The sequence below is a fragment of the Frondihabitans sucicola genome, assembly GCF_030296615.1.
GTDB classification, from domain to species: domain Bacteria; phylum Actinomycetota; class Actinomycetes; order Actinomycetales; family Microbacteriaceae; genus Frondihabitans; species Frondihabitans sucicola.
In genome coordinates this window covers 3,630,304-3,646,112 of record NZ_AP027732.1, presented here as the reverse complement: position 1 = coordinate 3,646,112, position 15,809 = coordinate 3,630,304, and the positions used below count along the sequence as shown (strand labels likewise).

Below are 15,809 nucleotides of genomic sequence, written 5' to 3'. Positions count from 1 at the left end.
CTCTCGACGGAAGCCACCAAGCCGAAGCCGAAGCCGACGCCGTCACCGGCGGCTGGTCGCACACGTTCGCCGGGATCCCCGTCGGCGACTTCACGATCACGGCCGCGCAGACCGTCGGCGGAACGACGTCCGTTCCCGTGTCGCGGCCGTACTCGATCGTCGCGGGTGCGCCGGTCGTCGTCACGGCGCCGACTCCGGGCGTCGACGTGGTCGCAGCGGATGAGAACGCCTCGGCCACGGTCACCGTGTCGGGAACGTCCCAACCCAACGCGGACATCGCGGTCGATCTGGGCGACGGCCTCGCCGCGACGACGACCGCCGACGACACCGGTGCCTGGTCGGTCCCGGTCACGGACGTTCCGGTCGGCACCCGTGACATCAACGTCACCGAGACCGTCGGCGGGACCGTGTCGCCACCGGTCACGCAGCAGGTCACGGTGTCCGCCGCGCTCCCGCTCGTCATCCAGAGCCCCGCCACCAATGCCACGGTCACCGTCTTCGGCGACGACGGCACCGCGACCGTCGCCGTCTCGGGGACCGCTCAGCCCGGTGCCTCGGTCACCGTGTCCCTGGGCCTCGGCCTCGATGCGACGACCAGGGCGTCCGCCACGGGTGCGTGGGCGGTCAGCATTCCCGGTGTCGGAGTCGGCCCCCACTCGCTGAGCGCGAGCCAGACCGTCAACGGCGGCACGTCCGATCCGGTCACCCAGCCGTTCACCGTGGTGTCCGGCGGAGCAATCGTCATCCAGGCCCCGGCCGACGGCACGTCCTACCTCGTCGCCGACGACGGAGCCACGCGGCAGACGACGACCATCTCGGGAATGGCGACAGGCGGCGCATCCGTCCTGGTCGACCTCGGTGACGGACTCACCGAGACCACGGCGGCGGCCGCCGACGGCACCTGGCACGTCGACTTCCTGAATCTGCCCACGGCGACGTACACGGTCGACGCCACGCAGACCGTTGCCGGGACCGGGTCCGAGGCCGCAACGCCCACGACCTTCAGCATCAAGGCCGGCGACCCGGTCGTCGTCACGGCGCCCGCGGTCGGCACCACCGTCACGGTGGCGAGCGACACGTCTCCCGTCTCCGTCGGCATCTCCGGCTCTGCTCAGCCCGGTGCGACGGTGACAGTCGACCTCGGCGCCGCGGGGACGAAGACCGCCGTGGCAGGATCCGACGGCACCTGGTCGGTCACGGCCACCGACCTTCTGCCCGACACGTACACCGCCTCGGTGACGCAGACGTTCGGCGGCAGCACCTCGGCCCCCGCCACCCGCTCCTTCGTCGTCGCGGCCGCCGGCACCGGTTTCGCCGTCCAGGCCCCGATCGACGGATCGACGATCCTCGTCGCAGACGCCTCGGGCACGCAGTCGATTCCCGTGAGCGGCGAAGGCGAGCCCTTCGCAACGGTCCAGGTGACCCTCGGCACCGCGACGAAGACGGTCCAGGTCGCCCTCAATGGGACCTGGTCGACCTCCTTCCCCGCGATCGGAGTGGGCTCGCACACGATCAGGTCCACCGAGACGCTCAACGGGTCGACCGCGGGCCCGATCGACCGCACCATCACGATCAGCGCGGCCGATCCGGTCACCATCACGGCTCCGGCGGACGACTCGACGACCGTCGTGGCCGGTCCGGCGGCCACCTCCGACGTGACCGTCAGCGGCCATGCCGCAGCCGGAGCGGACATCGCCATCGACCTCGGCGACGGGCACACCGGCACGGCCACCGCGACCGGGGCGGGAGCCTGGTCGATCCCTCTGACCGGCCTCCCGGTCGGGACGTACACGATCGCCGCCACCCAGACCGTCGACGGCACCACGTCCGCTCCCGTCACGTCGGCCTTCTCGATCGTGGCCGGTGCTCCCGTGGTCATCGTCGCCCCCGTCGACGGCAGCCGCGTGACGGTCGCCGACGGCGACGCGCTCGCGACCCTGCCCGTGTCCGGAAACGGGCAGCCCGGGGCCGACATCGTGGTCTCCGTCGGGGGCCGGACCGCTCCGGCGACGGTTCTGGCCGACGGCACCTGGTCGACGACGGTGGCAGGCGTGCCGGTCGGAGACCAGACGGTCTCGGTCGTCCAGACGGTCGGGGCCACGACGTCGCTGCCGGTCACGGCAGCCGTCAAAGTGGCTCCCGGAGCGCCCGTGACCATCGCGGCGCCCGCCGCGAACGAGAACGTGCCTGTCGCCGACACGACGTCGCGAACCGACATCCCGGCTTCGGGCACGTCGCAACCGGGTGCCGAACTCACCCTGACCCTGAACGGCGCAGCGGCCGGCACCACTACGGCGGATGCCAGCGGCAACTGGTCGACGACTCTCACGGACGTCGGGCCGGGTTCGTACGTGCTGCGTGCCACGCAGACCGTGGACGCCACGACCTCCGTTCCCGTGGCCAGATCTTTCAACGTCGTCCTCGCCGACGCCGTGACCATCGACTCCCCGTCCACCGGCGCCACCTACGTCGTCGCTCGAGACACGTCGACGACCTCCGTCACGGTCACCGGCACGGCAGAGCCCGGCGCGACGGTCACCGGCCAGCTCGGCGGCGGCATCGCCGCCAGCGGAACCGCCGATGCGGACGGCAACTACAGCCTGACGCTCGAGAGCGTCCCGACCGGTCCGCAGACCATCTCCGTGAAAGAGACCGTCAACGGGACGACCTCGCCGACCGCCGTCGCGGTGGACGTGGTCGTGAAGGCCGCAGACCCGATCGTCCTCTCGGCTCCCGTCGCGGGAGTCCCGGTCGGCGTCTCCACCGCCGGCAGCACCGCCGACGTCCCCATCGCGGGCACCGCCCAGCCGGGCGCCTCCGTCTCCGTCGATCTCGGCGGCGATCTCACGGCCGCCGCCACGGCAGGCCAAGACGGCGCCTGGTCGACGGTCGTCGAGAACGTGCCGGTCGGCGATCACACGATCTCGGTGACGCAACTCGTGGACGGTCACCCGACGTCGCCGGTGACGCAGGATCTCGTGGTGCGCGTGGCCGCCCCCGTCGCCATCGCCGTCCCGGCCGACGGTTCGGAGCTGGCCGTGGCCCTGCCGACGGGAACCCGTTCGGTCACCTCCGGCTCTGCCGAGCCGAACACCGAGGTGCGAGTGTCGCTCGACGGCGGAACGCCCGTCGTCGTGACGTCGACGGCGGCCGGCGCCTGGACGACTCCCGCCTTCGCGGGGGTCGAGGTCGGCTCCCACACCATCTCGGCCAGAGAGCTCCTGGCGGACGTCCTGACGCCGGCCGTCGAGTCCGACTTCGTCGTCGCGGTCGCTCCGGCGGCAGCGATCACGACTCCGCAGAGCGGCCAGGTCGTGCAGGTCGCCACCGGTCAGACCGCGTCCGTTCCCGTCTCGGGAACGGGCAGCCCGGGAGCGTCCGTCTCGGTGGTCCTCGACGGCGACACCGCCGGCACTGTCACGGCCGTCGTCGCTGCCGACGGCTCGTGGTCGACGCCGAGCTTCAGCGGCCTCGTGGCCGGCGGTCACGCGCTCGTCGCCACGCAGTCGGTGAACGGTGTGCTCCAGGCTCCGGTGTCCGTCGACTTCTCGGTCGTCCAGACGGCGAATCCGGTCGACCCGGTGGTCGTCGGCAGTCCCACGGCCGGCGCGGTCGTCCCCGACGTCGACGGGGACGGTCTCGTCGACATCCCGGTTTCGGGAACCGGCGAGCCGCAGTCCACCATCACGGTCAGCGCCGGCCCCGACTCCTCCAGCACGACGACCGTCGGTGAGGACGGCACGTGGTCGACCACGGTGGGCGACGTCCCGGTCGGGTCCGTGACCATCGTGGTCACGCAGACCACCGGTGGCGACGTCACCGGGTCCGACTCCGTGCAGGTCACCGCGGCGACCGTCACTCCCGCCACCATCACCGCACCGACGCCGGGCACGCCGATCGCGGTCTCCGACTCGACGGCGACAGCAGACGTCACGGTGTCGGGCACGGGGCAGAAGGGCGCCGCCATCACGGTCAGCCTCGGCGTCGGCCTCACGGCCACGGCCACGGTCGGCACCGACGGAACCTGGTCGGTCACGGCCGACGACGTTCCGGCCGGTGACCGGACGATCTCCGTGGTCGAGACCTCGAACGGCGCGATCCTACCGGCCGTCACGCAGCCGCTCCGCATCGTCGTCGCCCAGCCGGTGGTCGTGACCAGGCCGGCCGACGGCGCGACGGTCACCGTCCCGACGTCGACCTCGACGACCACGATTCCCGTGAGCGGCTCCGCTCAGCCGGGAGCGGTCGTGTCGATCGTGCTCGACGGCGGGACGCCGAAGCAGGTCACCACCGACAGCGACGGCACCTGGTCGACCAGCTTCGCGGGAGTCACCCCGGGGATCACACGATCGCCGCCTCGCAGACACTCGCCGACGGTGCGACCGCACCCGTCGAATCCGGCGTGACGGTCCGCGTCGCGTCCTCCGCGGTGATCACCTCGCCCCAGGCGGGCCAGCAGTACCAGGTCGCCTCCGGTGCGAGCACACCGGTCGTCGTGAGCGGTACCGGTGAGCCCGGTGCGCGGGTCTCGGTGACTCTCGACGGGTCGGGCGCCACGACGGCGACCGTGAGCGCGCAGGGATCCTGGACCATCACGTTCGCCGCCGTCGGCGCTGGCGACCACACGGTGACCGCCGTCCAGACGGTGGGCACCACGAAGCAGCCGGCGACGAGTGCCGACTTCACGGTGGCCACGACCGCCGATCCCGCGGCGCAGCTCACCATCACGAGCCCCGCTTCCGGGCAGAGTATCCGCGACGTCGACGGTGACGGCACCTTCGACGTCCCGGTCACCGGAACTGGTCAGCCCGGATCCACCATCACGGTCGACCTCGGCGCGGGCATCTCGCGGACGACGACCGTCGCGACCGACGGCACGTGGTCGACGACGGTGACCTCCGTCCCCGACGGTCCGCGCACGGTCGTGGTGACGCAGACCACGGGCGGGACCACCACAGGTTCGGCGGCGGTCCAGATCACCGGTTCACGGGCCGACCCGGTCGTCATCACGTCGCCCACAGCGGGTCAGGTCTTCGGCGGTGGCGTCGCCGGAGTCACGAACGTCATCGTCACCGGCACGGCCGAGCCCGGCTCCGCGGTGAAGCTGTCGGTCGACGGGGGCGCCGTCAAGACCGCCACCGCTGCGGCGGACGGCAGCTGGACCATCCTGCTCGACGGGGTCGTGAAGGGCACGCACACCCTGCGTGCCACGGAGACCGTCGGGACGGCCACCTCGGCGCCGGTGTCGACCGTCTTCGCGGTCGTGGCGGTCCCGGCCGGCGGAGGGGTCGTCGTCACGTCGCCCACCGAGGGCGCGTTGATCATCGACGTCAACAGCGATGGAACCGAGAACGTCACCGTCACCGGTGTGGGAACTCCGGGAGCCCTGATCTCGGTCGATCTCGACGGAGTCCGAATCCTGACGACGACCGTGCTGCCCGACGGGACCTGGAGCGTGCGCTACCTGGCGCTCGCAGCGGGCGAGCATTCCTTCATCGCGTCGCAGACCGTGGCCGGCGTCACCACGAGCGCCCCGGAGAACGCCTTCTCGATCCAGGACGTCGCACCCCTCACCGTCGTCTCGCCGCTCCCGGGGGCGTCGTTCACCGCAGGGGTCGACGGCCGCTCCAGCGTGCCGATCTCCGGGACGGCCCAGCCGGGAGCGATCGTGACGATCACACTCGACGGCGGCACGAGCAAGACGGTCACGGCCGACGCCGACGGCGATTGGACGCTGACGTTCACCGGACTCGTTCCCGGCACCCACAGCTTCGTGGGCACCGAGACCGTGAGTGGATTCACTTCGGGTCCGGCCGCGACGGCTTTCGTCGTCGTCCAGGGCCCCACCACGCCGGGCGGCGGCGGAACCGGCCCCGGCGACCCCGGTGACGGCGGCGGAACCGGCCCCGGCACCGGACCTGGAACGGGTACCGGCGCAGGCACGGGAACCGGCACCGGAACGGGTACCGGCGCAGGCACGGGTACCGGCACCGGAACGGGAATCGCCGTCCCCGCAGGCACGGGCAGCACGACGACGCCGACCTCGGTCGTCGGCGGAGTGCTCGCCTTCACAGGCTCGACCGTCCTTCCCTGGATGGTCGTGGGCGCAGGCCTCTTCGCACTGGGACTCGGGATGTTGGGTGCATCCCGGGGTCTGAGCAGGATCAGGGCGGGGAAACGCTAGCGCCACCAGGAGCGGTCCCTTCCTTTCGGGTGTGAAGGGGCCGCTCCGTTCTCCAGTACTTCCAGAGGGTGATCGGAAGACACGCACGCGGGCACGGTCGCGAGGGCGGATTCGCCTGACACCTCTCGCCGCCGGCACGGTCGCCGTGACCGGCGTGCTGCTTCGCACCTCCGCCACGTGGACGGATCATTCCCACCTCGCGCTCGAGGGCCCGGGCGGCGGCCCGCTGACCTCGTCGTCCTTCGGCATCGAGCAGGGGTCGCTCGACCCGGACGGCACGGCGGGGCCGTGGGTGGGCGGCGGTGCGACGGAGGCCGGGGCGCAGGATCGCGCGGTGGTGCCGTCGGAGCCGGGACCACAGCGGCGAGCACGGGGTTGCTCGCCTCGACGGGGTCGCGGGTCGCCGTGCCGACGGCGGTCGGCCTCGGTCTGGCTGCGGGTGGACTGATCCGGGTGCTGCGTCGTCGACGCCGGCGTCGATCGTCCGATCGGCCATGACCTCGTCTCTCCGGGAGGGCGCAGGCGAGCGTCGCTAGCTGCAGGTCGGCAGCATGCCGAGGAGGGCAGTGACCGTGCGGGTCTGCTTCGCCGTCGTCGACGTCGAACCGAGATTCGACCGGATCGTGTAGACGAAGGTCGTCAGACCCCCGAGAGACACCAGTGGGGGAGCGACGTCGACCGTGCGCGTCGCTCCTGACGGGATCGCCGTCGTGGTGCCGTTGCTCGTATTCGTGATGACGAACGACGTCGGAGCCCAGGTCGAGGCGGGAACGGTCCAGGCGAAACGGATCTGCCCGTTGACGATCGAGCAGGTGAAGGTGTCGGGAGGGGGCACGGAACCGGCCGTGAACGTCCCGGTGGCACCGCCCGGGTCGGTGAACGCGGCGAGGGTGCCGGTGGTGTGCAGGCCCGTCGCGGACTCGGCGACGAGGAGCAGGGCGACGAGGCCGAGGGCGCCGCCACGGGCCCGCACACTCGACGGACGCGGGAGGGCTGACGGCCCCGACGGCCCGGACGGCCCGGGCGCGGCACCGGCGTCGAGGCCGACTGCAGCGGCCGCCAGACGACGGGCGTCGTACGCCGAGGTGAGTGCGCCGGCGGTCCAGGAGGGGTCTCCGTAGCGCGGTGGCGAGCAGTCGCACGAGGACCGCCCTCGGACGGAGAACCGTTCTCGCGACGCGTGCCGGCGTGATCCTGCCCGTTGTCCCCACTGTGATCGGTCGGGTCGGGGTGATCGGCACCGCCGTCGTGGGTCTTCGGGGTCGAGTCGGGGCGGTCGCGGAGCAGTCGCTTGTCGAGTGGCGGGCGAAACCCGACCACGGCCAGGACCCCGAAGAGGGCGCCGATGGGAAGGACCACCTGCGGCTTCGACGCCGCCTGCAGCACGAAGCCGAGCCGCGCCGTCGACCAGAAGACACGATCGACGCTGCGCGTGACGACCGGAACCGGGTCGGCCTCGGCGTTGGCGTCGCCCTTGACGATCAGGGAGAACCGGCCGTCGCCCGCGGGCTTCTCGGAGACCAGCCGGTGCGTGACACGCTGGCCGTCGGCGCGGATCACACTCACGATGTCGCCGGAGTGGAGGTCGGCGGCCGGTGTGGTGCGGGCCAGCGCCAGGGCTCCGGTCGGGATCTGGGGCGACATCGACCCGGAGCGGAACACGAGCGGCGTGACGCCGAAGAAGAGAGCTGCGGCCGCCACGACGAGGCAGGTGACGCCGACGGCCGAACCCAGCCAGAGCACGATCTCGCGGATCACGACCGCGGCGCGATAGCCGCGGCTGGCTCGTCCGGCTTCGGATGTTCGCGGACTCACGATCGTTCACCACCTCGGACGGGGAAGAGGCGGGCGGCGGTCGCAGGCTCCACCCGAATGGAGTCTGTCGGGCCGCCACCCGCTAGTCCCGGCGTGGCCGGGACCGCAGTGGCCGGAAGAAGGCCGAAGGTTCAGGAGGACGTTGCCGTGAAGGAGACGGTCGCGACCGTCGATTTGCCCTGGACCCCGGTCGGCGCGCTCGAGGGGAGCGTGACCTGGAAGCAGAGGTTCTCGGTGGCGCCGGCCGCCAGGGCGCGCCCGGTGATCGCAGGGGCGGCGCTCAACGTCGCGGTCGGGGAGATGTTGGTGGCGGGAACGGCTGCCGCGGCCGCGAACGTGGTCGCGTTGCAGGTCGTCGCGGTTCCCAGCGACACGATCGACCAGGTGAGGTTCGCGTTCAGTGCCGGGCTGTCGCTCCCGTTCGTCGACGCGGTCGTGAAGCCGTAGGTGAAGGCCACGGTGCCGTTGTTGAGGACGGGAAGGTTCGCGTAGATCGTCGTGCCGGGCGTGGCGTTGGCCATCGACAGCGACGTCAGTGCGGCGGTGCCGTCTTGGCCGTTCAGCTTGAGGTCGATCGTGCCGGTGCTGAAATTGCCGGTCACCGCCCCGGTGTCCGACCACGCGGCGAGCGTGGCGACGGTGCCGAGACCGACGACGGCGCCCAGGGCGAGGACGGCGCGGACCTTGCCCGATCGGGACTGTCTCGGCCGGCGAGGGCCGGAGCTTCCGTGCGGCTGTGTCGTCGAGGTTGCTGCAGTGGCGTCGTGGGACGCCGAGGGTGCGGTCATCGCTTCTCCTGATCCTTGGCCGGACGCCCGGTGGGGGAGCGGGCCTGGTGAGAGCCCGCACGGTGGTTGGCCGCGTCCGGTGTGTGCCCTGAGAGTACTCCGAGCGGTTCGGATCGGTAAAGGGGATCCGGCGCCGGGATCGACCACCGGTCGGCTCCTCGGAGAACGGGAGTGTCGGCGGCTCCGACTACTCTTTGGATGTGGTCACTGCTCTGTATCGCCGTTACCGGCCCGAAAACTTCGCCGAGCTCATCGGGCAGACTCAGGTGACCGATCCGCTGCGCACGGCCCTCCGCACCAATCGCGTCAACCACGCCTACCTTTTCAGCGGCCCGCGGGGCTGCGGTAAGACGACCTCCGCACGAATTCTCGCTCGCTGCCTCAACTGCGCCGAGGGTCCGACCGACACTCCGTGCGGCGTCTGCCCGAGCTGCGTCGAGCTCTCGCGCGACGGTTCCGGGTCGCTCGACGTCATCGAGATCGACGCCGCCAGCCACAACGGCGTCGACGACGCCCGAGACCTCCGCGATCGCGCGATCTTCGCGCCCGCTCGCGATCGCTACAAGATCTTCATCCTCGACGAGGCTCACATGGTCACGCCGCAGGGGTTCAACGCCCTGCTCAAGATCGTCGAAGAGCCACCGGAGCACGTCAAGTTCATCTTCGCGACGACCGAGCCCGACAAGGTCATCGGCACGATCCGCTCGCGCACGCACCACTACCCGTTCCGCCTCGTTCCGCCGGCCCAGATGCTCGACTACGTCGGCCAGCTCTGCGAGACGGAAGGCGTCCGGGCGGCTCCGGGCGTCCTGCCCCTCGTCGTCCGGGCCGGCGGCGGTTCCGTGCGCGACACGCTCTCGCTTCTCGACCAGTTGATGGCCGGGTCCGAGGGCGGTGAGATCGAGTACGAGCGAGCCGTGGCGCTCCTCGGCTACACGCACGCCTCGCTCCTCGACGCGGTCGTCGACGCTCTCGGCGACCACGACGGCGCGGAGGCCTTCGCGGCGGTCGATCGCGTCATCCAAACGGGTCAAGATCCGCGCCGATTCGTCGAAGACCTTCTCGAGCGCCTGCGCGACCTCATCGTCGTGGGCGCCACGACGGAGGGGGCCGCGGCCGTTCTCCGCGGCATCACCCCCGAAGAGCTCGAGCACCTGGTCCGCCAGGCGCACGCCTTCGGTGCGGCAGAGCTGTCGCGCTCCGCCGACGTCGTCAACCGCGCCCTCACCGACATGACCGGGGCGACGTCGCCTCGGCTCCACCTCGAGCTCATGATCGCGCGGGTGCTCGTTCCCGAAAGCGACGAGTCGGGCCGTGGGGCCTTGGCGCGCGTCGAGCGCCTCGAGCGTCGTGTCGGCGTCGCGGGCGACACCGGTGCCTCGAGTGCTTCTGTCGCCGCTTCGGTTGACTCCACCGCCGCCCGGCACCAGCCCGCCACCAGAGAACCCGCCGTGCCTCCGTCGTCGTCCTCGCCCGCCGCCGCCGCCGACGCCTGGGCGGCTCAGGCGCCTGCTGCCGCCGCTGCCGCCCCCGCGGCGACTTCCGCGTCGGCACCGGCCGGCGCACCGGCTTCCGCCGGTTCGCCGGAGCCCGCTCCGCCCGCCGCCGCGCACTCCACGGCGTGGGCCCAGACGCCCGACACAATCACTCCGGCCGCGCCGGCAGGCCCCGTCTCGCTTCAGCAGATGCGCGACACGTGGCCCGAGATCCTCGAGGTGCTCGAGCGCGACAAGCTCTCGGCCTGGATGGTCGTCATGACCGCCACGGTGCGCACCTTCGACGACGACGTCCTGACCCTCAGCTTTCCGAGCCACAACGACGTCGAAACATTCAAGCGCCCGGTCGGCTCCGGCGAGGGGGTCAGCGAGCACCTCCGACGCGCGATCCAGCAGCTGCTCGGCATTCGCGTGAAGTACATCGCGCGCGTCGAGCGTCCCGAAGAGGGCGGTGCGGCCCCCGGGCCTTCGGCAACCTCGACCGCGCCGACGCCATCGGCCGAGACGGCGCCTGCTCCCGCCGCGACCCGCCCCACGCCGTCACCCTCCGCCGAGGCTTCGCCGACCCCCGAGGTTCCGCGCGACTCCGCGACCGAGGCTGCCGCGTCTCCGGCCGTCGCGCCCGCGCCCGCTGCCTCTCCGGCGCCCACACCGGCGTCTGCCGCTTCGCCCGTGTCTGCGGCTTCGCCCGCACCTGCCGCACCTGCCGCGGCCCCGAGCCAGGCAGACCGGCCGCCCGCCCAGCAGTCGTCCCCGACGACCGCTCGCTCGACGGCGCCGGCCGCGCCCACGACCGGCTGGGACGTCGCGCCGATTCCCCAGTCGGCACCGCCCGAGCCCGACGAGCCCGAGTACATCACCGAAGAGCCGCCCGACGGCGTACCCGAGGCCGACCTCGATCCTGCGCCCTCCGCTCTTCCTGGTAAGGCCCCGGTCGCCCCGGCGGGCACCGATGTCGGGACCGGTACCGCCGAGGCCGCAGCCACGACCGCGGCGACGCCCGTCGCGCCTCGGGCAGCGCCTCGCACGCCACCCCGTGCCGGTGGCAGTGTGCCGCAGAACTCCCGCTACGGTGAGGCGGTCGTGCGCGAGATCCTCAACGCACAGTTCATGCACGAGGAGACCATCGCGCCGCGGGTCACGCCGCAGTCCGGCCCACCGACGACCGGAAGTGACTGACCGTGTACGAAGGCATCGTCCAAGATCTGATCGACGAATTCGGCAGGCTCCCCGGCATCGGGCCGAAGTCCGCCCAGCGCATCGCGTTCCACATCCTGCAGTCCGAGAACTTCGACACCAGCCGTCTCGCCGAGCTCCTCATCGACGTCAAGACGAAGGTTCGGTTCTGCGACATCTGCGGAAACGTCACCGAGGAGGAGACGTGCTCGATCTGTCGCGACCCGCGCCGCTCTCCGGCCACCATCTGCGTCGTAGAAGAGGCCAAAGACGTGCAGGCGATCGAACGCACGCGTGAGTTCCGGGGCTGTACCACGTGCTCGGCGGCGCGATCAGCCCGATCGACGGCATCGGTCCCGACGACCTCCGCATTCGACAGCTCGTCACGCGCCTCGCCGACGACACCGTCAAAGAGGTCATCATCGCCACCGACCCCAACCTCGAGGGCGAGGCCACCGCGACCTACCTCTCGCGCATGCTCTCGCCGTTCGGACTCCGCGTCACGCGCCTCGCCTCCGGTCTCCCCGTCGGCGGTGACCTCGAATACGCCGACGAAGTCACCCTCGGCCGCGCCTTCGAGGGCCGTCGCGTCGTCAGCGAGTAGGCCGCCTCGGGTGACCTGACGCGTTTCGGCAAGAGCAACGCGTCGCGGCGCTGTGACGTCGTCCGGTAGTCGTCGGTTTGCTGATGCGTTGTCCACAGATTGCGTCGGGGCCCCCTGCGACCGGCGCGCGATCGGCACGCTGTCGGCATGGAACCTTTCGAGACCGGCCCTGATCACCTCCTCCGGGCGTCCGACTCGGTGCGCGCGGGTCGACACGACCGGGCACGTCGACCTCGGGCGGAGCGCGGCGACCTCGCCGGCCCGCGGCCCGGCGTCGTCGTCCCGAGCGAGGTCTGGCGTGGCGCCGAAGCGCGCGAGCGGCACCTCCTCCGCGCGAGGGCGGCCGCTCCGCGTCTGGGGCTCGCCGCCGCGTTCTCGCACTCGACCGCGGCAGCCCTCCACGGGTGGGCGAGCCTGTCTCCGGGGTCCGACCTCGTCGACGTGACGGATCCCTCCGTTCTGCGCAGCCGCCGAGGCGCGACGGCGCGGGTGCACGCGTTCGCTCTCTCCGACGACGACACGGCCCACGTGGCCGGGCTGCCCGTGACGCGTGCCGGCCGGACCGCCGTCGATCTTGCTTCGGCGCTGCCGTTCCGCGACGCCGTCGTGGCGCTCGACAGCGCTCTTGCGGTGCCGCGCAGGGGCACTCCGGTGCACGGGCCAAGACAGTCCTGCAGCTCGACGAATTCGACGAGGCCCTCGAGCGACGCTCGCCGGTCCGGGCTCATCGACAGGTCGCGCGCGCTCGGGAGTTCGCCGACGGATGCTCCGGCTCACCGGGTGAGTCGCTGAGCCGCGTCATGTTCCTCGAACTCGGCTGGCCGCGGCCGGTTCTCCAGCAAGCCTTCTTCGAGAACGGCGTCACGATCGGCGAAGTGGACTTCTGGTGGCCGGAGTTCGGGCTCGTGGGAGAGTTCGACGGCTACGTCCCGTATTCGCGCGGCGAGATGGTGCGCGGCCGCACGCCCGGGGAAGCCGCCGTCGACGAACGGCGACGAGAGGATCGGCTGCGCGCGCACCGCGACGTCCGTGGTTTCGCCCGGTGGATGTGGTCCGATCTGGCGCAGACGGGGCGGCTGGAGTCGATTCTCCGAGCGGCGGCGAGAAAGTGAGCCGCATCGGCCGAAGGAACGCGACGCGGCGCTGAGACGTCGACCGATACGAGTCGGTTTGCGGGCGAGGAGGGGCACGTAACGCGCCGGAAACGTCCAATAGAATTGCCCGCACGGCGGAGACGAGTCCGCCCCTACCCCCGGGAGCAACGCGCGTGGCCTTGATCGTGCAGAAATTCGGCGGATCATCCGTTGCCGACCCCGAAAGCATCAAGCGGGTGGCCAAGCGCATCGTCGAGACGCGCAAAGCCGGCAACGAGGTCGTCGTCGCCGTCTCCGCCATGGGCGACACGACCGACGAACTCCTCGATCTCGCCGCCAAGGTCACCCCCATGCCGGGCGGACGCGAGCTCGACATGCTCCTCACGGCGGGCGAGCGCATCAGCATGGCGCTCCTGTCGATGGCGATCCGCGGCCTCGGCGTCGAGGCGCGCTCGTACACGGGCAGCCAGGCCGGCATGATCACCGACGCCCAGCACGGCAAGGCGCGCATCGTCGATGTCACGCCCGGCCGAGTCCGCGAGGCGCTCGACCAGGGTGCCGTCGCCATCGTCGCGGGCTTCCAGGGCTTCAACCGCAGCACGGGCGACATCACCACGCTCGGCCGCGGCGGTTCCGACACGACGGCCGTCGCGCTCGCCGCGGCGCTCAGCGCCGACGTCTGTGAGATCTACACCGACGTCGACGGAATCTTCACGGCCGACCCGCGCGTTGTCCCCAGAGCGAAGAAGCTCGACCGCATCACGAGCGAAGAGATGCTCGAGCTCGCGGCGGCCGGGTCGAAGGTGCTGTACATCCGGGCCGTCGAGTACGCCAGACGCCACGGCGTCACGCTGCACGTCCGCTCCTCGTTCAACAACAACGAGGGCACACTGGTCGTCAACCCGAAAGAGGAGAACACGTGGAAGAGCCGATCATCGCGGGCATCGCCGGCGATCTGAGCGAGGGCAAGATCACGGTCGTCGGCGTGCCCGACAAGCCGGGCAAGGCCGCCCTGATCTTCCGCACGGTCGCCAAGACCGGTGCCAACATCGACATGATCGTGCAGAACGTGTCAGCGGCGGCTACGAGCCTGACCGACATCTCGTTCACCCTGCCGAAGTCCGAGGGCGGGGTCGTCATGCAGGCCCTGCAGTCCGAGCGTGACGAGATCGAGTTCTCCGAGCTGCTCTACGACGACCAGATCGGCAAGCTGGCCCTGGTCGGTGCCGGCATGCGCACCAACGCGGGCGTCACGGCGAAGCTCTTCACAGCGCTGTTCGAGGCGGGCATCAACATCGAGATGATCTCCACCAGCGAGATCCGCATCAGCGTCGTCACCCGCGCCGACATCCTCAACGACGCGATGCGCGTCGTCCACTCGGCGTTCGGCCTCGACGCCGACCAGCTGGCCGTCGTCCACGGCGGCACCGGCCGCTGACCGCGGCCCCCACGCGACTCGAACACGAACACGAACAGGCAGGATCACGAAATGGCTGAAGGACTCCGCGTAGGCGTCGTGGGCGCGACGGGCCAGGTCGGTGCCGTCATGCGCCGTCTCCTCGAAGAACGCGACTTCCCGATCTCCGAGATCCGCTTCTTCGCGACCGCCCGCTCGGCCGGCACCACGCTGTCCTTCCGCGGGGAGGAGGTCGTCGTCGAGAACAGCGAGACCGCTGATCCTGCCGGTCTCGACATCGCCCTCTTCTCCGCCGGGGCGACCGGTTCACGCGCTCTCGCACCGACGTTCGCCGCCGCCGGCGTCCTCGTGATCGACAACTCCAGCGCCTGGCGAATGGATCCCGAGGTCCCGCTCGTCGTGAGCGAGGTCAACCCCCACGCCATCGACCAGGCCGTCAAGGGCATCATCGCCAACCCGAACTGCACCACCATGGCCGCCATGCCCGTGCTGAAGGTGCTCGACACGGAAGCCGGGCTCGAGCGCCTCATCGTCAGCACCTACCAGGCCGTTTCGGGGAGCGGTCTGTCCGGTGCAGAAGAGCTCCGCTCGCAGGCGGTCGCTGCTGCGTCGCAGGATCTCCTCGGACTGGTCCACGACGGAGCAAGCGTCACCTTCCCCGACCCGGTCAACTACGTCGCGCCGATCGCCTTCGACGTCATCCCGTTCGCCGGCAACCTCGTCGACGACGGGTGGGGCGAGACCGACGAGGAGAAGAAGCTCCGCAACGAGAGCCGTAAGATCCTCGAACGCCCCGGGCTCCTCGTCAGCGGCACCTGTGTTCGGGTTCCGGTCTTCACCGGGCACTCGCTGTCGATCAACGCCGAGTTCTCGTCCGAGCTGACCGCCGCGCGAGCCGCGGAGCTGCTCGCCGACGCTCCCGGCGTCGTCCTGACCGAGGTTCCGACTCCGCTCAAGGCTGCCGGCAACGACCCGAGCTACGTGGGCCGCATCCGCCAAGACGAGGGGTTCCCGGCAACCGCGGTATCGCCCTGTTCATCTCGAACGACAACCTCCGCAAGGGTGCTGCCCTGAACGCCGTGCAGATCGCCGAGATCGTCGCGCAGAAGCGCCTCGCCACCGTCTGACGTCGCGCGCGTCGACCCGCGCGCCGAGGGCTGCGGCCGCGTGGGCCGCGCACCGACGCGCACCCAGGTGAGCCGTCCTCACGACGCTCGGCGTCGAGCGATCCTGCG

At 71.2% G+C, this 15,809-nt stretch carries 8 protein-coding genes and 3 pseudogenes; 9 read left to right on the top strand and 2 right to left on the bottom strand.

The window, feature by feature from the left end; all coding sequences use genetic code 11:
• The first annotated feature begins 821 nt into the window (after window positions 1-821).
• Window positions 822-4,406, top strand: a complete 3,585-nt coding sequence (locus QUE79_RS18685; protein WP_286346770.1) for a beta strand repeat-containing protein — start codon at window positions 822-824, stop codon at window positions 4,404-4,406.
• Complete coding sequence (locus QUE79_RS18680) at window positions 4,403-6,184, top strand: hypothetical protein (RefSeq protein WP_286344374.1); 1,782 nt, start codon at window positions 4,403-4,405, stop codon at window positions 6,182-6,184. Before QUE79_RS18685 ends, QUE79_RS18680 begins: the two co-directional genes overlap by 4 nt.
• A gap of 532 nt (window positions 6,185-6,716) precedes the next feature.
• Here QUE79_RS18680 and QUE79_RS18675 read toward each other — a convergent pair.
• Window positions 6,717-7,157 (bottom strand): hypothetical protein, encoded by a 441-nt coding sequence (locus QUE79_RS18675; RefSeq protein WP_286344373.1) that lies wholly within the window; start codon window positions 7,155-7,157, stop codon window positions 6,717-6,719.
• Window positions 7,158-7,529: 372 nt separating this feature from the next.
• Between QUE79_RS18675 and QUE79_RS18670 the strand changes: the two genes are divergently transcribed.
• Window positions 7,530-7,958: a hypothetical protein gene (locus tag QUE79_RS18670; protein WP_286344372.1), complete on the top strand. Its 429-nt coding sequence runs from the start codon at window positions 7,530-7,532 to the stop codon at window positions 7,956-7,958.
• A 172-nt stretch (window positions 7,959-8,130) separates the two neighbouring features.
• On the opposite strand, the gene QUE79_RS18665 is transcribed toward QUE79_RS18670, so the two are convergent.
• Window positions 8,131-8,787 (bottom strand): SipW-dependent-type signal peptide-containing protein, encoded by a 657-nt coding sequence (locus QUE79_RS18665; protein WP_286344371.1) that lies wholly within the window; start codon window positions 8,785-8,787, stop codon window positions 8,131-8,133.
• A 200-nt stretch (window positions 8,788-8,987) separates the two neighbouring features.
• Between QUE79_RS18665 and QUE79_RS18660 the strand changes: the two genes are divergently transcribed.
• From QUE79_RS18660 to QUE79_RS18635, 6 genes and pseudogenes are all read left to right on the top strand, one after another.
• Entirely contained in the window at window positions 8,988-11,462 is a 2,475-nt protein-coding gene (locus tag QUE79_RS18660) for a DNA polymerase III subunit gamma and tau (RefSeq protein WP_286344370.1), read from the top strand.
• 2 nt (window positions 11,463-11,464) lie between these two features.
• Window positions 11,465-12,063, top strand: a pseudogene (recR, locus tag QUE79_RS18655) (recombination mediator RecR).
• Between the two features lie 147 nt (window positions 12,064-12,210).
• On the top strand, window positions 12,211-12,855 hold the full coding sequence (locus QUE79_RS18650) for a hypothetical protein (protein WP_286344369.1): 645 nt from the start codon (window positions 12,211-12,213) through the stop codon (window positions 12,853-12,855).
• Between the two features lie 8 nt (window positions 12,856-12,863).
• Entirely contained in the window at window positions 12,864-13,175 is a 312-nt protein-coding gene (locus tag QUE79_RS18645) for a hypothetical protein (RefSeq protein WP_286344368.1), read from the top strand.
• A gap of 155 nt (window positions 13,176-13,330) precedes the next feature.
• A pseudogene (locus tag QUE79_RS18640) lies at window positions 13,331-14,595 on the top strand (aspartate kinase).
• Window positions 14,596-14,646: 51 nt separating this feature from the next.
• Window positions 14,647-15,701, top strand: a pseudogene (locus QUE79_RS18635) (aspartate-semialdehyde dehydrogenase).
• Window positions 15,702-15,809: the final 108 nt, after the last annotated feature.